The following is a 19993-nucleotide window of genomic DNA, read 5'->3' on the forward strand; positions in this document are numbered from 1 at the left end:
CCGGAGGACCTACGTGCACAGAACCAGAAAGCGGCTCCTGGCCCGGACCCGCGTCCGTAAAACGCTCGCGCTGTTCACCGGCGGCCTGCTCGCCGCCGCCACCCTGACCCTCGGCTCCGCCCCCGGAGCCACCGCCCACCCGGGCCACCCCGGGCACGACGAGCCCGTGGCGGAGGACTTCCAGCAGGTCACCCTGGCCAAGGGCGCCGAGGAGACCGGCGAGCCCATGTCGCTCGCCGTCCTCCCGGACCGCAGCGTGTTGCACACCTCGCGCAGCGGCGAGCTGCGGATCACCGACAGCGCCGGCAACACCCGGGTCTCCGGCACCCTCCCCGTGTACACGCACGACGAGGAAGGCCTCCAGGGCGTCGGCGTCGACCCCGACTTCGCCGAGAACCGGGCGATCTACCTCTTCTACGCACCGCCGATGGACACCCCCGCGGGCGACGCCCCGGAGACCGGCACCGCCGCCGACTTCGCGAAGTTCGACGGCGTCAACCGGCTCTCCCGGTTCGTCCTCAACGAGGACGGCACCCTCGACACCGCCAGCGAGAAGAAGGTCCTGGACGTCCCCACCTCGCGCGGCATCTGCTGCCACGTCGGCGGCGACATCGACTTCGACGCCGAGGGCAACCTCTACCTCTCGACCGGCGACGACACCAACCCCTTCGCCTCCGACGGCTTCACCCCGATCGACGAACGCCCCGACCGCAACCCGGCGTTCGACGCCCGCCGCACCTCGGGCAGCACCAACGACCTGCGCGGCAAGATCCTGCGCATCAAGGTCGCCGAGGACGGCTCGTACACGGTCCCGGACGGGAACCTCTTCGCGCCCGGGACGGACAGGACGCGGCCCGAGATCTACGCGATGGGCTTCCGCAACCCCTTCCGCTTCTCCGTCGACCAGGCCACCGGCACCGTGTACGTCGGCGACTACGGCCCCGACGCCGGAGCGGCCGACCCCAAGCGCGGACCGTCAGGCAAGGTCGAGTTCGCCAAGGTGACGAAGGCCGCCAACTTCGGCTGGCCCTTCTGCGTCGGCGACAACGAGCCGTACATCGACTACGACTTCGGCACCAAGGCATCGGGCGCCGCCTTCGACTGCGCCGCCCCGAAGAACGAGTCGCCGCACAACACCGGGCTCGTCGACCTGCCGCCGGCCGAGGCCGCGTGGATCCCGTACGACGGCGGCTCCGTGCCCGAGTTCGGCTCCGGCTCCGAGTCCCCGATGGGCGGGCCCGTCTACCGCTTCGACGCGGACCTGGACTCCCCGGTGAAGTTCCCCGAGGCATACGACGGCGACTTCTTCGCCGGTGAGTTCGGCCGCCAGTGGATCAAGCGCATCGAGCAGGACGCCGACGGCAAGGTCCAGTCCATCAACGACGTGCCGTGGTCCGGCACGCAGATCATGGACATGGCCTTCGGCCCGGACGGCGCCCTGTACGTCCTCGACTACGGCCTCGCCTGGTTCGGCGGCGACGAGAACTCCGCGCTCTACCGCATCGAGAACGCCACCGGAGGCCGCTCGCCCATCGCCGAGGCCGCGGCCCACAAGACCTCGGGCACCGCACCCCTGAAGGTGAGGTTCTCCTCGGCCGGCACGGCCGACGGCGACGACGACCCGCTGACCTACGCCTGGGACTTCGGGGACGGCGGCACGTCCACCGCCGCCAACCCGACGTACACGTACAAGAAGAACGGCACCTACACCGCCACCCTCACCGCCGAGGACCCCACCGGCCGCACCGGCTCCGCCAGCGTCCACGTGACCGTCGGCAACACCGCCCCGACCGTGGAACTGGTGCTCCCCGAGGACGGGCAGCTCTTCGAGTTCGGTGACTCCGTGCCGTTCAAGGTGAACGTCGGCGACCCGGAGGACGGGACCATCGACTGCACCAAGGTCGAGGTCAAGTTCACCCTGGGCCACGACAGCCACGGCCACGACATCACCACCGAACACGGCTGTGAAGGCACCATCAAGACCGCCATGGAAGGCGGACACGACCCCAACGCCAACATCTACGGCGGCATCTCGGCCTCCTACACCGACAACGGCGGCGGCGGCCAGGCCAAGCTCACCGGCAAGGACACCTCCCGGCTCCAGCCCAAGCACCGCCAGGCCGAGCACTTCGACGCCTCCTCCGGCGTCACCACCCCGAACAAGTCCAGCGCGCACGGCGGCAAGACCGTCGGCGACATCCACAACGACGACTGGATCTCGTTCAAGACGTACGTCCTGGGCTCCACCACCAAGCTCACCGCCCGCGTCTCGTCGGCCGGCTCCGGCGGCTTCCTCGAAGTGCGCGCCGGATCGCCCACCGGCAAGATCCTCGGCTCGGGACCCGTGCCCGTGACCGGCAGCTGGGACACCTTCCAGGACATCGACATCCCGCTGCGCGGTGTGCCCAAGAAGCAGACCGAACTCTTCCTCGTCTTCAAGGGCGGCGACGGAGCGCTCTACGACGTCGACGACTTCGAACTGTCCAACACCCCGGTCGACAGGACCGCCAAGCGCGTCCTGGTCTTCTCCAAGACCGCCGGCTTCCGCCACGACTCGATCCCCACGGGCATCGCGGCGCTGAAGGAGATCGGCAAGGACACCAACATCACGGTCGACTCCACCGAGTCCGCCGCCCAGTTCACCACCAGCAACCTGGCCCGCTACGACGCCGTCGCGTTCCTCTCCACCACCGGTGACGTCCTCAACGCCGAACAGCAGAAGGCGTTCGAGAACTACGTCGCCACCGGCGGCGGCTACGTCGGCATCCACGCCGCCGCCGACACCGAGTACGACTGGGAGTTCTACGGCGGCCTCGTCGGCGCCTACTTCGACTCCCACCCGCAGATCCAGCCCGCCACCGTCCGAGTGGAGGACCACGACCACCCCGCCACCGCCCACCTGGACGAGGAGTGGCAGCGCACCGACGAGTGGTACAACTACGGCACCAACCCCCGGGACAAGGCCAAGGTCCTCGCCACACTCGACGAGACCACCTACACCGGCGGCACCATGAAGGGCGATCACCCGATCTCCTGGTGCCAGACCTACGAGGGCGGCCGCTCCTTCTACACCGGCCTCGGCCACACCAAGGAGTCCTACGCCGAGCCGGCCTTCCGCGGCCACGTGCTGGGCGGCCTGCGCTACGCCACCGGCCAGGTCAAGGCCGACTGCAAGCCGGACAAGGACTACCGGCCCATCTTCAACGGCAAGACGCTGGAGGGCTGGAAGCAGGCGGGCCCGGGGAAGTTCTCCGTCAGCGACGGCGCCCTGCACTCCGAGGGCGGCATGGGCCTGCTCACCTACCAGGCCAAGGAGCTGAAGTCGTACTCGCTGAAGCTCGACTGGAAGATGACCGGCGACGACAACTCCGGAATCTTCGTCGGCTTCCCGGAGTCCGACGACCCGTGGTCGGCGGTCAACAACGGGTATGAGATCCAGATCGACGCCACCGACGCCGCCGACCGCACCACCGGCGCCGTCTACACCTTCAAATCCGCCAACATCAAGGCCCGTGACCGCGTCCTGCGGCCGCCGGGACAGTGGAACAGCTACGAGATCAAGGTCCAGGGCGAACGTCTGCAGATCTTCCTCAACGGAGCGAAGATCAACGACTTCACCAACACCGACCCCGCCCGCAGTCTGAAGGACGGCTACATCGGCCTCCAGAACCACGGAGCCGACGACCAGGTGTCCTTCCGCGACATCCAACTGAAGGAGCTGCCCTCGAAGTAGGGCGGCCGCCTCTGCCGACGACGGGCGGGGGAAGCGCACACCTTCCCCCGCCCGCCGTCCTCCACCCCCGACATCCCCCCAGGGAGGCAGCCCGTGACCGCACGCGCCGATCGTGAAGGCCGAACCGACGCCCCAGGCCGCAGCAACGCCCCGAGCCCCTCGGAGGCCACCGGCCCCGCCGGAGCCGCGGGCCGCACCGGCGTCTGGTTCATCGGAGCACGCGGCTCCGTGGCGACCACCGCCACCGCGGGCTGCGCCGCCATCGCCGCGGGCCTGCACCCACCGACGGGCATGGTCACCGAGACGCCTCCCTTCGCCGACAGCGGCCTGCCCGCCCTGGCCGGCCTGGTCTTCGGCGGCCACGACACCCTCGACTGCCCGCTCGCCAAGCGGGCCGAGGCCCTGGCCGACGGCGGCGTACTGCCGCACGGACTGCCCTCCGCCGTACGCGCCGAACTCGACGCAGCCGACGCGGAGATCCGCCCCGGCGGACCGCTCCCCGGCGACACCCGCACCGACCACGAACTCATCGCCGCGTTCGCCGCCGACCTCACCGACTTCTCCCACCGCCACGACCTGGCCCGCACCGTCGTCGTCAACGTCGCCTCCACCGAACCCGCGCCGGGCCCCGGCGACACCCGGCTGCCCGCCAGCTCCCTCTACGCGGCCGCCGCCCTGCGGGCCGGCTGCTCCTACGCCAACTTCACCCCGTCCACCGGCCTGCGCACCCCCGCGCTCACCGACACCGTCGCCGCCGGCGGACTTCCCCACGCCGGACGCGACGGCAAGACCGGCCAGACGCTGCTCCGTTCCGTGCTCGCCCCGATGTTCCTCCAGCGCGCCCTCGCCGTACGGGCGTGGTCCGGGTCGAACCTGCTGGGCGGCGGCGACGGAGCGGCGCTGGCCGATCCGGCGGCCGCGGCGGCCAAGAACGCGGGCAAGGAACGCGTCCTCGCCGACACCTTCGGCACCGCCCCCGAGGGCGAGGTGCACATCGACGACGTGCCCGCGATGGGGGACTGGAAGACCGCCTGGGACCACATCGCCTTCGACGGCTTCCTCGGCTCCCGCATGATCCTCCAGACCATCTGGCAGGGCTGCGACTCGGCCCTCGCGGCCCCGCTGGTCCTGGACCTGGCCCGGCTGCTCGCCCGCGCCCACGAGAAGGGGATCAGCGGCCCCCTGCCGGAGCTCGGCTTCTACTTCAAGGACCCGGACGGCGGCACCTCGGCGGCACTCGCCGAGCAGTACGCCACCTTGCTCACCTTCGCCGAGCGGCTGCGGGACCAGGCATGAGGCGGCTTCGGAACGCCCTCCCGGCCGTTCTCGTCTCCGCCCTGTCGGTACTCCCGGCCGGGCGGCGGAACGGTGTCGCACACGGCGCGGGGACGACCGCCGTGACCGATGATCGTCTGTCCGGTGCGGGTGGGACTGCACCCGCACCGGACAGGCCCGGACCGACCCCCGCGGGCCCGGCCCCCACGGGCCGGAACGGGCGGCGGAGCGCGGACACCCCGGGCCGGGCGGACGCGGGATCCGGCCGGCCCGCGCCCCGGGAACGGCTGCGGGCCTGGGCGGAACTGCTGCGGGTCTCCGCCCTGTTCTCCGTGCCCGGGGACGCCCTGGCGGGCGCTGCGGCGGTGGGCCGCGGGCCCGGCCGGGGCACCGCCCTGGCGATGGGCGCGTCGCTGTGCCTGTACGAGGCCGGGATGGCCCTCAACGACTGGGCCGACCGCGACGAGGACGCCGTGGACCGCCCGCACCGCCCGATCCCCTCGGGCCGGATCAGCCCTGCGGCGGCCCTGGGCGCGGCCGGGGTGCTGACCGCGGCGGGCCTCGCCCTGGCGGCCCGCGCCGGCCGGCCCGCGCTGTGTGTCGCCACGGGCCTGGCCGCCACGGTCTGGGCCTACGACCTGCACCTGAAGCACACGAAGGCGGGCTCGGCGGCCATGGCGGCGGCCCGCTCGCTGGACCTGCTGCTGGGCGCGACGGCCACCGCCACGGCCACTGTTCCGGTGACGGGGTCCGGCACGCCGCGTGGGGGAAGGCGACCCGACAACGTTGCCGGAGGGGCGGCCCCGGCAGGGCCGCGCGGCGGACCGGCCGCCTGCCTGCCCGCGCTGCCCGCCGCCCTGGCGCTCGGGGCCCACACCTACGGCGTCACCGCCGTGTCGCGCCACGAGGCACAGGGCGGCTCCACCGGCACCCCGCTCGCGGTGCTGGCCACGACGACGGCACTCGCGGCAGCGGTGCTGAGGGAGCCCCGGGAGCCCCGGGGACGGACGCCCGACCGGCCCGGTGCGACGAGGGCCGACGCCGAGGGCATCACCGGCGCCGAGGCATTCACGCGACGTCTCGACGCGAGCCCGCTCGGAAAGGTCACCTACCCCCTCCGGCTCCTGACCATCGCGCTCACCGGCGCCTACCTCCGTACCGCCGGGCCGCCCCTCCTGCACGCCGCGCTCAACCCGTCCCCGCCCCTGACCCAGCGCGCGGTCGGCGGAGGCATCCGGGCCATGATCCCGCTCCAGGCCGCGCTCGCCGCCCGCGCCGGGGCGCCCGTCACCGCTCTCGCCGTCATGGGCCTGGTCCCTCTCGCCCGCAGCCTCTCCCGGAAGGTGAGCCCCACATGACCCTCCACCTCGGATACGGCACCAACGGGCTCACCGACCTGCGCCTGGCCGACGCCCTCGGCCTCCTCGCCGACCTCGGCTACGAGGGCGTCGGCCTGACCCTCGACCACATGCACCTGGACCCCATGGCCCCGGACCTCTCCGAGCGCACCCGCCAGGTCCGGCGCCGGCTCACCTCCCTCGGGCTCCGGGTCACCGTGGAGACCGGCGCCCGCTACGTCCTCGACCCGCGCCGCAAACACGGCCCCTCCCTCCTCGACCCGGACCCCGACGCCCGGGCCGCCCGCACCGCGCTGCTGGTCCGCGCCGTCGACGTGGCCGCCGAGCTCGGCGCGCACGCCGTCCACTGCTTCAGCGGCACCACCCCGCCCGGCACCTCGCCGGACACCGCGTGGAAACGGCTCACCGAGGCGATCGCGCCCGTACTCGAAGCCGCCGACCGGTCCGGCATCCCCCTCGCCATCGAGCCCGAACCCGGCCACCTCCTCGCCACCCTCGCCGACTTCCACCACCTGCGCGGCCTGCTCGGCGACCCGGGCCCGCTCGGCCTCACCCTCGACATCGGTCACTGCCAGTGCCTGGAGGAGGAGACACCCCTGGAGTGCGTCAGACAGTCCGCCCCCTGGCTCCGGCACGTCCAGATCGAGGACATGAGGCGCGGAGTCCACGAACACCTCCCGTTCGGCGAAGGGGAGATCGACTTCCCACCCGTGCTCGCCGCCCTGGCCGCCTCGGACTACCGGGGCCTCACCGTCGTCGAACTGCCCCGCCACTCCCACGCGGGCCCCGAACTGGCCCGCACCTCGATCGACTTCCTGCGCGACGCCATGAGGCGCGGTACCGCAGCGCAGGGAGCCGCCCCGTGCTGAAATCCCGCGAGGAACTCGACGCCGGACTCGCCGGAGCCGCCCGCGCCTGGCTCGACGTAGCCCTGGCCGAGGCCGCCCACGACGCCGCCACGCCCGACGCACCCGGCCGGGAGGCGACCGGCCCGTACACCTCCCCGCCGTGGGAACTGCGCTACGCCGCCGCCGGCCGCCACTGCGGACTGGAGCACGCCGACTCCGTACGCTCGCTCCTGCTCGTCGAGGCCCAGGCCACCCTGCCCTCCGTCACCCGGCTCTACGAACAGGGCACCGCCGCCGAACGCCGCGCCGTCCTGCTCACCCTGCACCGCCTCGACCTGGGCGACACCGCGCTCCCGCTCGTCGAGGACGCCCTGCGCGCCAACGACACCCGGCTGGTCGCCGCGGCCGTCGGCCCCTACGGTGGCGACCACCTGGACACGCACGCCTGGCGGCACGCCGTACTGAAGTGCCTGTTCACCGAGGTGCCCGTCGCGGCCGTCGCCCGGCTCGCCGACCGGGCCCGGGGAGACGCCGAACTCGCCCGCATGCTCGGAGACTTCGCCGCCGAGCGCACCGCCGCCGGTCGCATCATCCCCGAAGACCTGCGCACGGTCCTCGACCTCACCGCCCCGGCCGACGAAGGCGCCCACCGGGCCCCGCCGACCGCGGTTCCCGCAGCCCCCGCCCCCACGGAGGAGTCCTGATGCGCATCTTCGACCCCCACATCCACATGACCTCCCGCACCACCGACGACTATCAGGCGATGTACGACGCGGGCGTCCGCGCGCTCGTCGAACCGTCCTTCTGGCTCGGCCAGCCCCGCACCTCGCCCGCCAGCTTCTTCGACTACTTCGACGCGCTCCTCGGCTGGGAGCCCTTCCGCGCCTCGCAGTACGGCATCGCGCACCACTGCACGCTCGCCCTCAACCCCAAGGAGGCGAACGACCCCCGCTGCACCCCCGTCCTGGACGCGCTGCCCCGCTACCTCGAAAAGGACGGGGTCGTCGCCGTCGGCGAGATCGGCTACGACTCCATGACCCCGGCCGAGGACCACGCCCTGGCCGCCCAGCTCCAGCTCGCCGCCGACCACGGGCTGCCCGCCCTCGTCCACACCCCGCACCGCGACAAGCTCGCCGGTCTGCACCGCACCATCGACGTCATCCGCGAATCGAACCTCCCCCCGGAGCACGTCCTCCTCGACCACCTCAACGAGACCACGGTGCAGGCCGCCACCGACAGCGGCTGCTGGGCCGGATTCTCCATCTACCCGGACACCAAGATGGACGAGGACCGGATGGTCGCCATCCTCCGGAACCACGGCACCGAGAAGATGATCGTCAACTCGGCCGCCGACTGGGGGAGGAGCGACCCCCTCAAGACCCGCAAGGTCGCCGACGCGATGCTGAGGGCCGGCTTCACCGAGGACGACGTCGACCAGGTCCTGTGGCGCAACCCCGTCGCCTTCTACGGCCGGAGCGGCCGCCTCCAGTTGGACGTCCCGGCCCCCGATCCACTCCACGAGGGCAACTCCATCCTGCGCGGCGGGGAGTGAGGCAGCCATGCGCTTCCGCCACCCGGACGGCTCGACGGTCCACCTCGCCTACTGCACCAACGTCCACCCCGCCGAAACCCTGGACGGCGTCCGCGCCCAGCTCCGCGACCACTGCGAACCCGTCCGCCGCCGACTCGGCCGGGACCGGCTCGGCATCGGCCTCTGGCTCGCCCGGGACGCGGCCCGCGCCCTGATCAACGACCCCGCCGAACTCCGCGCACTGCGCGCCGAACTCGACAGCCGCGGCCTCGAAGTGGTCACCCTCAACGGCTTCCCCTACGAGGGATTCGGCGCCGACGAGGTCAAGTACCGGGTCTACCGGCCGGACTGGACCGAACCCGACCGCCTCGCCCACACCACCGACCTCGCCCGCCTCCTGGCCGCCCTCCTCCCGGACGACACCACCGAAGGCACCATCTCCACCCTGCCGCTCGCCTGGCGCACCCCCTACGACGGCGACCCCGGGGCGGCGCGCGCCGCACGCGCCGCCCTCACCACACTCGCCCAGCGCCTCGACGCCCTGGCCGAACTGACCGGCAAGTCCATCCGCGTCGGCCTCGAACCGGAACCGGGCTGCACGGTCGAGACCACCGCCGACGCCATCGCCCCGCTCACCGACGTCGCCCACGACCGGATCGGGATCTGCGTCGACACCTGCCACCTCGCCACCTCCTTCGAGGATCCCGCAACCGCACTCGACGCCCTGGCCGCCGCCGGCATCCGCGTCGTCAAGTCCCAGCTCTCCGCGGCCCTGCACGCCGACCACCCCCACCTGCCCGAGGTCCGCACCGCGCTCGCCGCGTTCGCCGAACCCCGGTTCCTGCACCAGACCCGCACGCGCACCGCCGCCGGACTGCGCGGCACCGACGACCTGGACGAAGCCGTCACCGGCCGGGCACTCCCCGACTCCACCCCCTGGCGCGCCCACTTCCACGTACCGCTCCACGCACCCCCGGCGCCCCCGCTGACCTCGACGCTGCCCGTGCTCCGCGACACGCTCGTCCGGCTCGTCGGCGGGCCCGTGCCCCTGACCCGGCACCTGGAGGTGGAGACGTACACCTGGCAGGCGCTGCCGGCCGAACTGCGCCCCCGCACCCGCACCCAGCTCGCCGACGGCATCGCCGCCGAACTCACCCTCGCCCGCGACCTCCTGGTCGACCTCGGCCTCAAGGAACTGCCATGAGCGCTCCCGAACCCGGCACGGAAACCGCACGCGGGACCGGCGGCCCCATCCCCCTCCTGGTCCTCGACGTCGTCGGCCTCACCCCGCAGCTCCTGGCCCACATGCCGAACCTCCGGGCCCTGGGGGAGCGGGGCGCGAAGGCACCGCTCTCCACCGTCCTGCCGGCCGTCACCTGCGCCGCCCAGTCGACCTTCCTCACCGGCACCATGCCCGCCGAACACGGCATCGTCGCCAACGGCTGGTACTTCCGCGAGCTGGGCGACGTCCTGCTCTGGCGCCAGCACAACGGGCTCGTCGAGGGCGACAAACTCTGGGACGCGGCCCGCCGCGCCCACCCCGGCTACACCGTCGCCAACATCTGCTGGTGGTACGCCATGGGCGCCGACACCGACTGGACGGTCACCCCGCGCCCCGTCTACTACGCCGACGGCCGCAAGGAACCCGACTGCTACACCAGGCCCCCCGCCCTGCACGACGAACTGACCGACAAGCTCGGCACGTTCCCGCTCTTCCACTTCTGGGGCCCCGGCGCCGACCTCGTCTCCTCCCGGTGGATCGTCGACGCCACCCGGCACGTCATCGCCACCCGCACACCCGACCTCGCCCTCTGCTACCTGCCGCACCTCGACTACGACCTCCAGCGCTACGGCCCCGACGACCCCCGCTCGCACCGGGCCGCCGCCGACCTGGACCGGGCCATGGCCCCGCTGCTGGACGACGCCCGCGCCGAGGGACGCACCGTCGTCGCGCTCTCCGAATACGGCATCACCCGCGTCGACCGCCCCGTCGACATCAACCGGGCCCTGCGCCGGGCGGGACTCCTGGAGGTCCACACCCAGGACGGCATGGAATACCTGGACCCGATGACCTCCCGGGCCTTCGCCGTCGCCGACCACCAGCTCGCCCACATCTACGTACGCCGCCCCGAGGACCTCGAAGCGACCCGCGCGGCCCTCGCGGACCTGCCCGGCATCGAGCAGCTCCTCGACGACGAGGGCAAGAAGGCGCACCACCTGGACCACCCCCGCTCCGGCGAACTGGTCGCCGTCGCGGAGAAGGACGCGTGGTTCACGTACTACTACTGGCTCGACGACGCCCGCGCCCCCGACTTCGCCCAGCTCGTCGAGATCCACCGCAAACCCGGCTACGACCCCGTCGAGCTCTTCATGGACCCCCAGGACCCCTACGTCCGGGTCAAGGCCGTCTCGGCGGTCGCCCGCAAGAAGCTCGGCCTGCGCTACCGCATGGCGGTCGTCCCCCTGGACCCCTCACCTATTCGCGGCAGCCACGGCCGCCTCCCCGAGAGCGACGACGAAGGTCCGCTCATCCTCTGCTCCACCCCCCACGCGTTCCCCGACCGGGTCAGGGCCACCGAAGTGAAGTCCCTGCTCCTCCAGCTTGCCGGACTGCACTGACATTCCCCGTCACGCACCGGCACCGCACCACTCACCCCGTCAGGCCACCAAGGGAGACACCCGAACATGAGCCGCACCTCCAAGGACACCGAACTCGCCCGCAGACTGAGCCGCCGCAACATCCTCGGTGTCGCCGCCGGAGCCACCGCCGCCACCATCATCGGCACGGCGAGCGCCCAGGCCGACAGCCGCGACCGAGGCCAGGGACACGGCAACGGCCACGGACACGGCCATGACCACGGGCACGGCCACGGTCACGGCAAGGGCAAGCCCGTCCTGCCGCCCGGCCGCCTCGGCATCCAGCTCTACAGCCTCCGCGACCAGATCTCCACGCTGGGCTTCGCGCCGGTCTTCGCCGAACTGGAGAAGTACGGCTACGACGAGATCGAACTCGCGGGCTACACCCAGGGCTCGGCCGGTCCCATCACCCTGGCCCAGCTCAAGCGCCTGGCCCGGGACCACGGACTCAACCCGATCGGCAGCCACGTCGGCTACTACGACGACAACAACCCCGGCGCCTACACCTTCGCCCAGAACCTGGAGAAGGTCCTCGACGACGCCCAGGCGCTCGGCCTCAAGCACATCGGCACGGCCTCCGGCCCCTTCCGCTACGGCTCGACCGTCGACGGCTGGAAGCGGGCCGCGGAGGAGTTCAACATCTACGGGGCGGCCGCCCGCAGGCGCGGCATGAAGTTCTACCAGCACAACCACGCCGAGGAGTTCTCCTTCGCGACCGACAAGCCCCGCGTGCGCCTCTACGACGTGCTGCTCGAAGAGACCGACCCGGACCTCGTCTACCTGGAGATGGACATCTACTGGGCCTACTGCGCCCAGTTCCGCTTCAGCAAGCGCGTGGACGGCAGCCGGGCCCCGCTCGACCCGCTGAAGTACGTCCTGAAGCACCCGGACCGCTATCCGCTCTTCCACGTCAAGGACGGGGTCCGCGACGAGACGACCCGCGACGGCTACCGCATGTCGGACGTGGGCGACGGGGACATCGACTACAGGACGTTCCTGTCCAAGGTCACCAGGCGCACCCACCACGGCCGGACCTACCACCACTGGCAGGCGGAGCACGACAACCCGGTCGAGTCGCTCGCCTTCGCCCGCAAGTCGAGCGAGCACCTGCACTCGCTGCGCGAGGGCCGCTGCGCCGACTGACGGGTCAGGCCCGGCCCGCCGGAATCCCTCCGGCGGGCCGGGCGCACCACTCACCGCGGTCCGGCCCCTACCCGATGCCCTGCCGGTCCGGGAGCAGGCCGAACTCCCGGTCGGCGGCCACCGCCACCGTGCGCTCCACGGTCTGGACGAGCAGCGCGCGGTGCCTGACCAGCGACTTCTTCCGGTCCTCCGGGACGAGCAGCAGGAGATCGTCCAGCCCCGCCATGAGCCGGCGCGACACCTGGGGACTGCCGGCGACACACCACCGGATCTCCTCGAAGCCGAGATCGACCAGGTCGTCCCACTCCGGACCGTCCTGCACCAGGCGTACCCGCCCGTCCCGGTCCCGGTGGTGGACGGCGCCGAGCGGCAGGTGCGCCACGGCCGCCAGGAACTGCACGATCCGGTCCAGGCACTGCACGGCGGTGGTCGGATCGTTCACCGACGTCGACAGGGCCCGCAGCGCGATGTCCGCGAGCTGACGCAGCCCGAACGCCAGATCCTGGTGCAGGGTCCGCTCCACCGAGACGGAGACCGCGTACCGCAGCCGGCGCGGCGGCGGCACGGCCCCGCCGTGGACGGCGAGCACCGGCATCCCCGGCACCACGAAGTCCCCGATACGGGGGATGAGCCGCAGCACGACGTCCTGCCGCCGCGCGGCCCGGACCAGCCGCGCCGTGTTCACGTCACGCAGCACCCCGGCCCGCCCCTCGTGCAGCACCCGCGCGGTCTCCGGCCCCGGCTCCTCCTCGCTCCGCTGTCCCCTCGGCATCCGGCCCAGCACCCGGAACGAGTCCCGCGCGATCCTGTCCACGACGGGACCCACCTGCATCAGCCGCAGTGTCGCGCTCACGTAGACGACGAAGAGCAGTAGGCTCAGCCCGAGCATCCCCAGGATGAGCAGGCTCTGGACCAACGGGACCGAGACCACCCGGCGCGGATCGCTCTCGCTCTCGTACGAGGAGAGCACCAGCAGCGAGAAGAGGAACGTCGCCAGGAACACCGTCAGCGTGAGCTTGCTGATCCGGCTCCTGACGAAGATCCGCACCACCCGGGGCGTCAGCTGGCCACTCGCCATCTGCACCGCGACCAGCGAGATGCTGAACACGACCCCGATGAAGGTCATCATCGCCGAGCTGATCGTGGTGACGATCGTCTTCGCGTCCTGGGAGAACGCCATCAGATCGCCCAGCTCGTCGTACGCCTCCTCCCGCTGGAGCAGCGCGACGATCGCGTCGTCCAGCTCGGTGGCGATCAACCACAGCACGAACACGCAGACGAACCCCGTCGTCGGGGCGAACCAGAACGTGTCGCGCAGATGCTCGCGCAGAGGGGACAGCGGACGGGGCCGGCGGTAGCCGCGATCACTCATGGACGCGAAGGTAGCCCCGGGACCTCCGAGGACCGGGGAGGCCGAGCTCCCACCGGCACGCCGCACCGCACTGACCACCGGATATGCGGGTGAAGGGCGCGCCGAACCCCTGGTATTGTTTTCCATGTCGCCGCGGGGAACACACCGCGAACGACAGACACCTTGTCCGGGTGGCGGAATGGCAGACGCGCTAGCTTGAGGTGCTAGTGCCCTTTATCGGGCGTGGGGGTTCAAGTCCCCCCTCGGACACCAGCTAAGACCCCTGTTGATCAGGGGTCTTTTGCTTTTCAGGCTGTGGCGTGACCAACCACGTGACCAACAGCCGAGAGATTCCCCAGGTCGGACCAGGGAGAACAGGCCGAGTCGGCCCGCTCCGGAGGTGCTCGCTCCCTTCGCTCTCTATGCCAGGCCAACGTGCTGGCCTGGGACGACCTGCCCGACAACGGCTGCCGCGTCTGTACGAGACCATGGGGCGAACGCTGAGCGACGCCCCGGCCCGCGGACGACTGAACCCTGCACGCCACCGAGCGGTGGAATCCGCACGCCACCCGTGTTGCCGAGGCGTTCTCACTGCCTCGCGGCGGCCGCGGCGCACAGCGCCCCCCATGCGACGGCGGCGCCCGCGACCTTCAGGCGCCTGGACCATCCGGTGAGCGCTGTGCCGAACAGGGCCGCATCGGACAGGTCGGCAGTGACACGGCAGGCAGTCGCGGTCCGCAGGGAACGGGCGTCGGGGGCGAGGAGCATGGCTGTGCCGATGGCGGCATCGCGTGCCCCCATCGCCCGAATGAGCAGAGCAGTTCCCACCGGCACGGTGCCATCGGCGTCGGTCAGGCCGCACGGTTTGGCCAGCAGGACTGGGCGGACCATGATCGCCACGCTGTAGGCCGCAGTCGCGGCACCCAGCACGCGTGGCATCGCGTCAGGCATCTCGGCGTCCTCTCGTCGTGGTGGACCGGGTACCCCCCTCCAGAAATACATGCATCCGACCTCCGCGCGACTTACGACACCTTGCCCGGAATCCGAAGTACGGCCTGGCCTTCGTCGACATCTGCCTGCTGCCGGCAGCCCTCGGCGCCACGGTGCTGCTGGCTGTGCGGGTGGATCGCCGGACGTCCTGGCCGCTGGCGCCCTACCTCCTGTGGGTCGGCTACGCAGCGGCTCTCAACCTCGCGCTCCGGCTGACGAACTGAGGCGGCCGTCTCTCCTCATGTGCCGCCCGCGTCGCTGTGCGTACCTCCATGTGCGCGTGGTCCGGGTATCCCGTTCACCCCGGCGTGGAACAGAGAGATGGGACACACCGGCGTTGCCGGGTTCTACGACCGTCGCTGTTCCACGATCAATCCTGTGGCTGTGGGACCGAAGGTGTTTCGTTCCTGGTGAGAGGGGCACAGGGAGGGGCCGCCACCGCGGGGCACGTTACGCGGACCGGGGGTCGGGACATCGTGGGAGAACCGGCCTCGCCGGACCTGCTCGTCAGTCGTGAAGGAGTCCGAATCATGCCAGCAGTCCCTGCTCTGACCGCCGAAGCGGCAACGACGGCGGAGGAGTTCGCCGACACGGTCGGTCGCATCGAGAACGGGCAGCTGAGTTTCCCCCTTCCTGGCTCCGGGCTCACCCGTGAGCGATTCGAGGCCCTGCGGGGCGTCGCCGAGTCCGGTCTGTGTACGGCGCGCCTGGTCGAGGGACATGTCGACGCGACAGCCATCCTCGCGGAGCTGGAGGCATCACCGCCGTCACCGGGCCAGCTGTGGGGTGTGTGGGCGGCCGAGCCTCCGGGCGAGGGTCTCACCGCCGTCCAGAAGGGCGCGGGCTGGGTACTGAACGGACTGAAGCAGTACTGCTCCGGCGCGCACAGCTGCACCCACGCCCTGGTCACCGCACGGGAGGGCGATTCGCGGCGGCTCTTCGCCGCGCGAGTGGACGGAGCCGGCTGCCGGCCGGTGGAAGGCACCTGGCAGGCCGTGGGCATGGCGGGCAGCGACACCCCGGACGTGCGGTTCACGGACGTCCCGGCAGCCGCGGTCGGCGGGCCGGAGGCATATGTGCGCAGGCCGGGATTCTGGCACGGAGGGATCGGGGTCGCCGCGTGCTGGCACGGCGGGGCGGTGGCGGCTTCCCGGGTGCTGCGCGAGGCAGCCGCAGGGAGGACCGAGCCGCACACCGATGCCCATCTGGGGGCGGTGGACGTCCAGCTGTACGCGGCCGGGGCGCTCCTGGAGCGGGCGGCCGGGGAGATCGACGCGGACCCCCTCGACGAGCGGGGGGAGGCCCGGCTGCGGGCGATGCGGGTGCGGGCCTTCGTCGAGTCGGTCTGCCGGCAGGTACTGGATCACGTGGGCCGGGCGACCGGAGCGGGGCCACTGTGTCATGACGCCGCGCACGCCCGCACCGTGGCCGACCTGAGCGTGTACATCCGGCAGCACCATGCCGAACGCGATCTGGCCGGGCTCGGCGCGTTCCTGGCCAGGCCGGAGGGCGAGCGATGACAGACACCTCGCACGACCGTTTCGCCGATCCCATCCAGGCGCCCGGCACCCCGGAGGCGGCATGGCAGGCATGGCCGGGCTGGGCCGGCCTTCCGGAGACTCCTCCGGGGCCGTTCGGCCGTGTTGTGGTGGTCGCTGCTCATCCGGACGACGAGGTGCTCGGTTTCGGCGGAGCGATCGCGCTGCTCTCGGCCTCCGGTACGGAAGTGACCGTGGTGGCCGTCACCGATGGTGAGGGCTCCCACCCGGGCAGCGATGTGATGACCGCGCGCGACCTCGCCGAGCTGCGCACGGCCGAGACACGGGCGGCGCTGGCCGAGCTCGGAGCCACGGCCGCGACCGTCGTACGGCTGAAAGTCCCCGACACGCGGGTGGAGGCGTACGAGGACGATGTCGCGGCCCGGATCGCGGGCCTGGCGGCCGGTGCGGACCTGGTCGTCGCGCCGTGGACCGGCGATGTGCACGGCGATCACGAGGCGGCCGGGCGGGCGGCCGTGCGGGCGGCGGCTTCAGCGGGCGTCGCCTGCTGGCTCTATCCGGTGTGGATGTGGCACTGGGCCGCGCCGGACGACCCCAGGGTGCCCTGGCGGCGCGCGGCTCTTATCCGGCTGTCTCCGGAGGTCCTGGACCGGAAGCGGGCCGCGGTGAGGCAGTTCGTCAGCCAGATCGCGCCCCTCGGCCCGGGCAAGGACGACGCGGCGGTCCTGCCTCCGGAGGAGCTGGCGCATCATCTGCGCGACCGGGAGGTGGTGTTCCGGTGAACGACGCACAGCACACACCGGACGTCTCCGGGACGGCGGGCACCCCTGCCGCGTACTTCGAGGGCATGTACCGCGACGCCCCTGACCCCTGGCACCTTGCCGAGCGCTGGTACGAGCGCCGCAAGTACGACCTCACCGTGGCGAGCCTGCCCCTGCCCCGCTATCGCCGCGCCTTCGAACCTGCCTGTTCCGTGGGCGAGCTGACGGTCCGCCTGGCCGAGCGGTGTGACCGGGTGGTGGCCTGCGACCGGGTGGAGTCCGCGGTCGCCACCGCACGCCGGCGCACGTCCGCCCTTCCCCATGTGGACGTGCGCCATCTGACCGTCCCCGGCCAATGGCCGCCTGGCCACTTCGATCTCGTCGTCCTGTCCGAGCTGCTCTACTACTTCGACACCCCCACCCTCCAGAGCGTCCTGGGCCTCGCCGTCGACGCCCTGGAGCCGGGCGGCACCCTGGTCACGGTGCACTGGAACCATCCGGTGCCCGACCACCGCGGAACCGGCAGCACGCTCGCCCGGACCGTCGGTTCGGTTCCGGGGCTGACCCTGACGGCCGACCACCGTGAGGACGATTTCGTGCTCCAGGTGTACGAGCGCGACAGCCTCGACGGCACCGCGGCACCCTCTCCCGCCGCCCGCGAGGGCCTCGTATGACCGCACCGCGCGGCATCGGAGCGATCGCCGTGGTGATCCCGGCCCGCGACGAGGAAGTCCTGCTGCCGGCCGCGTTGGATTCGGTGGGCGCGGCGGCCGGGCATGCCGCCATCGGGTCGTTGCGCGTGCTCACGGTGGTCGTGGCCGACTGCTGCACGGATGCCACCGCCGCTGTCTCCCGCGCCGCGGGCGCTCTCGTCGTACCGGTCCGCTACCGCAACGTCGGCCGGGCCCGAGCCGCAGGCGTGCGCGCCGCGCTCAGCACGCTCGGCGACACCCCAGGCGGTGTGTGGATCGCGTCCACCGACGCCGACAGCACCGTGCGGCCGGACTGGCTCGCTCATCAGGCGGCTCGCGCAGCCGAAGGCTGGGACGCAGTCGTCGGCACCGTGACCGTGGACCACTGGCCACCTCACATGACCGACCTGGCCGCCCGCCACCACCGCGCCTACGAGATGTCCCGCCCCCCGGCAGGCCGCCCGTGGCAGCACCCGCATGTGCATGGTGCGAATCTCGGTGTCAGCAGTCGGGCCTACGCAGCGGCAGGCGGCTTCCCGGCGGCCCCGCTCCATGAGGACCGCCTCCTGGTCGACGCGCTGACGAGCACCGGAGCGCGCATCCTGCGCACCGCCGACTCGCCCGTCACCACGTCGGCCCGCACGACACCCCGCGCACGAGGCGGCTTCGGTGACCACCTGAGCGACCTGAACCGTACGCGGCTCACCACGTCGGGAAACGAGGCATAGGCCGTCTTCACCGAGGATGCGGTCCGCACACTTACCCGGAAGACATCGTTCGCTGACGAGGAAGCACGGAGAGAAGGGCACGGCCGGAATCACGCCCGAGCCTCCGCGGCGGGTGTTTCGACAGGAAGCCGGCCTCCGAGGCCACATGTTGGCCTTTCTCACCGACGCGCGGAGGACTGAGACCGGCGGGTTGGGGAACCGGGTGGCTGGGGCCGCCTCCGGTCGTCCCGCAAGGAAGGAAGCAGGTGCTGCCATGCCGATGTGGCTCGGGAATGAACACGCTGACGGAATCAGTATCGCTGCCAAGGAGTGGGCGGGCGGAACCGTTCCGTTCATCGTGGGGCTCGTCGTGGTGGCCCTGCTGATCGGCTCGGTCATCTGGCGGAGCCGCAGGGGCAGGAGCCGGCCACCGCGTCCGGAAGAGCAGCCGGTGCGCCCCACGACGTCGCCCTCCATCCCGCGGGGAGACGGTCGCGCGGCCGACGACTTCGGTGCGGAAGGCGAGCGGCTCTCCCCTCATCAGATGAAGGGGAACGGCAACCAGGGCCGGTCATCCCGCTCCGCAGACGACCGGAGCGCAGGTCACGGCGGCTGATTCGCAGGGTCTGCGGCCGACCGCCTCGGTGCCGTTCAGCGGCGAGGCGGTCGCACCGCCGCCTCGATGCCCGATCGGCCCGGACTGGGCGGCGGAGGCCCGAGCGCGTCGGCCTCCGCTCCGGTCGAGAGGGCGGCCGGTACCTGGTCCCCGAGGTACCGGCCGCATGAGCGCGGAGCTCAGGCCGGCTTCTTCAGTGACGTGAGGTGGGCGAAGACCACGACATTCGCTGAGTAGCCGGCCTTCTCGTCGAATCGCCCGCCGCAGGTCAGCAACCGGAGTTCGGGCCGCCCGGTCTCCCCGTACACCTTGTCGTCGGGGAACTTGTCCTTCGTGTAGGTCTTCACCGCGTCCACCGTGAATACCGCGGTTCTGCGGTCTGCGCGCGCCACGCTGACCTTGTCGCCCCGGCGCAGCGCGTTGAGGTTGAGGAAGATGGCAGGGCCGGTCCTGGTGTCCCGGTGGCCCACGAGCAGGGCCGTGCCGTTCTCGCCGGGCGACGGCCCCTTCTCGTACCAGCCTGTCAGCTTGGGCTTGCTCAATGGCGGGGCTTCGAGCCGGCCCTCTGCGTCGAGGTCGAGTCCGGTGACCGGCGCCTCGATGAAGATGGCGGGAATGGCGACCTTCAGCGGGCGGGAGGGCACGAGTGGAGCGTGCGAGGCGGGCACGTGCTTCTCCGGTCTGTGCGGTGCCCGCCGGAACGGCTCCCGTCCGCCGCCCGCGGCGTCGCCGCCGTGGGCGGCGGTGACGGTCTGGGTGTCCTCGGAGGAGTCCGAGGACACCCAGACGATGCCGGCCACCAGAGAGAACGTCACGCACAGCGTCATGCTGAGACGGCATGCGCGCGTCGGT

The 19993-nt window shown here is 71.9% G+C and carries 18 protein-coding genes and 1 tRNA gene; 16 read left to right on the plus strand and 3 right to left on the minus strand.

Features of this window, described 5'->3' with window-relative positions:
* Positions 1-13: 13 nt before the first annotated feature.
* The 9 genes from OG245_RS32775 to OG245_RS32815 all read left to right on the plus strand — a co-directional run bounded on the left by OG245_RS32775 (position 14) and on the right by OG245_RS32815 (position 12525).
* Positions 14-3733 carry a ThuA domain-containing protein gene (locus OG245_RS32775; RefSeq protein WP_371626957.1) on the plus strand — a complete coding sequence of 1240 codons (3720 nt, stop codon included), beginning with the start codon at positions 14-16 and terminating at the stop codon, positions 3731-3733.
* A gap of 93 nt (positions 3734-3826) precedes the next feature.
* Positions 3827-5029, plus strand: a complete 1203-nt coding sequence (locus OG245_RS32780; RefSeq protein WP_371626958.1) for an inositol-3-phosphate synthase — start codon at positions 3827-3829, stop codon at positions 5027-5029.
* A complete protein-coding gene (locus tag OG245_RS32785) occupies positions 5026-6366 on the plus strand; it encodes an SCO3242 family prenyltransferase (RefSeq protein WP_371626959.1) in 1341 nt (446 codons plus the stop codon). Before OG245_RS32780 ends, OG245_RS32785 begins: the two co-directional genes overlap by 4 nt.
* Complete coding sequence (locus OG245_RS32790) at positions 6363-7235, plus strand: sugar phosphate isomerase/epimerase family protein (RefSeq protein ID WP_371626960.1); 873 nt, start codon at positions 6363-6365, stop codon at positions 7233-7235. The genes OG245_RS32785 and OG245_RS32790 overlap by 4 nt, the downstream gene beginning before the upstream one ends.
* Entirely contained in the window at positions 7229-7918 is a 690-nt protein-coding gene (locus OG245_RS32795) for an EboA domain-containing protein (protein WP_371626961.1), read from the plus strand. The genes OG245_RS32790 and OG245_RS32795 overlap by 7 nt, the downstream gene beginning before the upstream one ends.
* Positions 7918-8766: a TatD family hydrolase gene (locus tag OG245_RS32800; protein WP_371626962.1), complete on the plus strand. Its 849-nt coding sequence runs from the start codon at positions 7918-7920 to the stop codon at positions 8764-8766. Before OG245_RS32795 ends, OG245_RS32800 begins: the two co-directional genes overlap by 1 nt.
* A gap of 7 nt (positions 8767-8773) precedes the next feature.
* Positions 8774-9949, plus strand: a complete 1176-nt coding sequence (eboE, locus tag OG245_RS32805; protein ID WP_371626963.1) for a metabolite traffic protein EboE — start codon at positions 8774-8776, stop codon at positions 9947-9949.
* On the plus strand, positions 9946-11364 hold the full coding sequence (locus OG245_RS32810) for an alkaline phosphatase family protein (RefSeq protein ID WP_371626964.1): 1419 nt from the start codon (positions 9946-9948) through the stop codon (positions 11362-11364). The genes eboE and OG245_RS32810 overlap by 4 nt, the downstream gene beginning before the upstream one ends.
* Positions 11365-11430: 66 nt before the next feature.
* Positions 11431-12525 carry a sugar phosphate isomerase/epimerase family protein gene (locus OG245_RS32815; protein WP_371626965.1) on the plus strand — a complete coding sequence of 365 codons (1095 nt, stop codon included), beginning with the start codon at positions 11431-11433 and terminating at the stop codon, positions 12523-12525.
* Between the two features lie 67 nt (positions 12526-12592).
* Here the strand turns inward: OG245_RS32815 and OG245_RS32820 are convergent, their stop codons facing one another.
* A complete protein-coding gene (locus OG245_RS32820; RefSeq protein ID WP_371626966.1) occupies positions 12593-13897 on the minus strand; it encodes a DUF2254 domain-containing protein in 1305 nt (434 codons plus the stop codon).
* 164 nt (positions 13898-14061) lie between these two features.
* Between OG245_RS32820 and OG245_RS32825 the strand changes: the two genes are divergently transcribed.
* Positions 14062-14149: transfer RNA gene (locus tag OG245_RS32825), tRNA-Leu, on the plus strand.
* Positions 14150-14464: 315 nt separating this feature from the next.
* Here OG245_RS32825 and OG245_RS32830 read toward each other — a convergent pair.
* Positions 14465-14827, minus strand: coding sequence for a hypothetical protein (locus OG245_RS32830; RefSeq protein WP_371626967.1), 363 nt, complete (start codon positions 14825-14827; stop codon positions 14465-14467).
* A gap of 20 nt (positions 14828-14847) precedes the next feature.
* On the opposite strand from OG245_RS32830, the gene OG245_RS32835 reads away from it, so the two are divergent.
* The 6 genes from OG245_RS32835 to OG245_RS32860 all read left to right on the plus strand — a co-directional run bounded on the left by OG245_RS32835 (position 14848) and on the right by OG245_RS32860 (position 19141).
* Complete coding sequence (locus OG245_RS32835; protein ID WP_371626968.1) at positions 14848-15090, plus strand: tryptophan-rich sensory protein; 243 nt, start codon at positions 14848-14850, stop codon at positions 15088-15090.
* Between the two features lie 306 nt (positions 15091-15396).
* Positions 15397-16386 carry an acyl-CoA dehydrogenase gene (locus tag OG245_RS32840; protein ID WP_371626969.1) on the plus strand — a complete coding sequence of 330 codons (990 nt, stop codon included), beginning with the start codon at positions 15397-15399 and terminating at the stop codon, positions 16384-16386.
* The gene (locus OG245_RS32845) at positions 16383-17147 is read left to right on the plus strand and encodes a PIG-L deacetylase family protein (RefSeq protein ID WP_371626970.1); all 765 of its coding nucleotides are present in this window, start codon (positions 16383-16385) and stop codon (positions 17145-17147) included. The genes OG245_RS32840 and OG245_RS32845 overlap by 4 nt, the downstream gene beginning before the upstream one ends.
* A 65-nt stretch (positions 17148-17212) precedes the next feature.
* Entirely contained in the window at positions 17213-17800 is a 588-nt protein-coding gene (locus OG245_RS32850; RefSeq protein WP_371628051.1) for a class I SAM-dependent methyltransferase, read from the plus strand.
* Positions 17797-18546 (plus strand): glycosyltransferase, encoded by a 750-nt coding sequence (locus OG245_RS32855; RefSeq protein ID WP_371626971.1) that lies wholly within the window; start codon positions 17797-17799, stop codon positions 18544-18546. Before OG245_RS32850 ends, OG245_RS32855 begins: the two co-directional genes overlap by 4 nt.
* 259 nt (positions 18547-18805) lie before the next feature.
* Entirely contained in the window at positions 18806-19141 is a 336-nt protein-coding gene (locus tag OG245_RS32860; RefSeq protein WP_371628052.1) for a DUF6479 family protein, read from the plus strand.
* Between the two features lie 179 nt (positions 19142-19320).
* Here OG245_RS32860 and OG245_RS32865 read toward each other — a convergent pair whose 3' ends face one another.
* Positions 19321-19968, minus strand: a complete 648-nt coding sequence (locus tag OG245_RS32865; protein WP_371626972.1) for a class F sortase — start codon at positions 19966-19968, stop codon at positions 19321-19323.
* Between the last annotated feature and the right edge of the window lie 25 nt (positions 19969-19993).

This window comes from Streptomyces sp. NBC_01116 (assembly GCF_041435495.1).
In the GTDB taxonomy this organism is placed as follows: domain Bacteria; phylum Actinomycetota; class Actinomycetes; order Streptomycetales; family Streptomycetaceae; genus Streptomyces.

Coding starts and splice junctions, on each gene's coding strand:
- OG245_RS32785 (WP_371626959.1), top strand. CDS start 5,026: ATGAGGCGGCTTCGGAACGCCCTCCCGGCCGTTCTCGTCTCCGCCCTG.
- OG245_RS32790 (WP_371626960.1), top strand. CDS start 6,363: ATGACCCTCCACCTCGGATACGGCACCAACGGGCTCACCGACCTGCGC.
- OG245_RS32800 (WP_371626962.1), top strand. CDS start 7,918: ATGCGCATCTTCGACCCCCACATCCACATGACCTCCCGCACCACCGAC.
- eboE (WP_371626963.1), top strand. CDS start 8,774: ATGCGCTTCCGCCACCCGGACGGCTCGACGGTCCACCTCGCCTACTGC.
- OG245_RS32810 (WP_371626964.1), top strand. CDS start 9,946: ATGAGCGCTCCCGAACCCGGCACGGAAACCGCACGCGGGACCGGCGGC.
- OG245_RS32815 (WP_371626965.1), top strand. CDS start 11,431: ATGAGCCGCACCTCCAAGGACACCGAACTCGCCCGCAGACTGAGCCGC.
- OG245_RS32820 (WP_371626966.1), bottom strand. CDS start 13,897: ATGAGTGATCGCGGCTACCGCCGGCCCCGTCCGCTGTCCCCTCTGCGC.
- OG245_RS32830 (WP_371626967.1), bottom strand. CDS start 14,827: ATGCCTGACGCGATGCCACGCGTGCTGGGTGCCGCGACTGCGGCCTAC.
- OG245_RS32840 (WP_371626969.1), top strand. CDS start 15,397: ATGCCAGCAGTCCCTGCTCTGACCGCCGAAGCGGCAACGACGGCGGAG.
- OG245_RS32845 (WP_371626970.1), top strand. CDS start 16,383: ATGACAGACACCTCGCACGACCGTTTCGCCGATCCCATCCAGGCGCCC.
- OG245_RS32850 (WP_371628051.1), top strand. CDS start 17,213: ATGTACCGCGACGCCCCTGACCCCTGGCACCTTGCCGAGCGCTGGTAC.
- OG245_RS32855 (WP_371626971.1), top strand. CDS start 17,797: ATGACCGCACCGCGCGGCATCGGAGCGATCGCCGTGGTGATCCCGGCC.
- OG245_RS32860 (WP_371628052.1), top strand. CDS start 18,806: ATGTGGCTCGGGAATGAACACGCTGACGGAATCAGTATCGCTGCCAAG.
- OG245_RS32865 (WP_371626972.1), bottom strand. CDS start 19,968: ATGACGCTGTGCGTGACGTTCTCTCTGGTGGCCGGCATCGTCTGGGTG.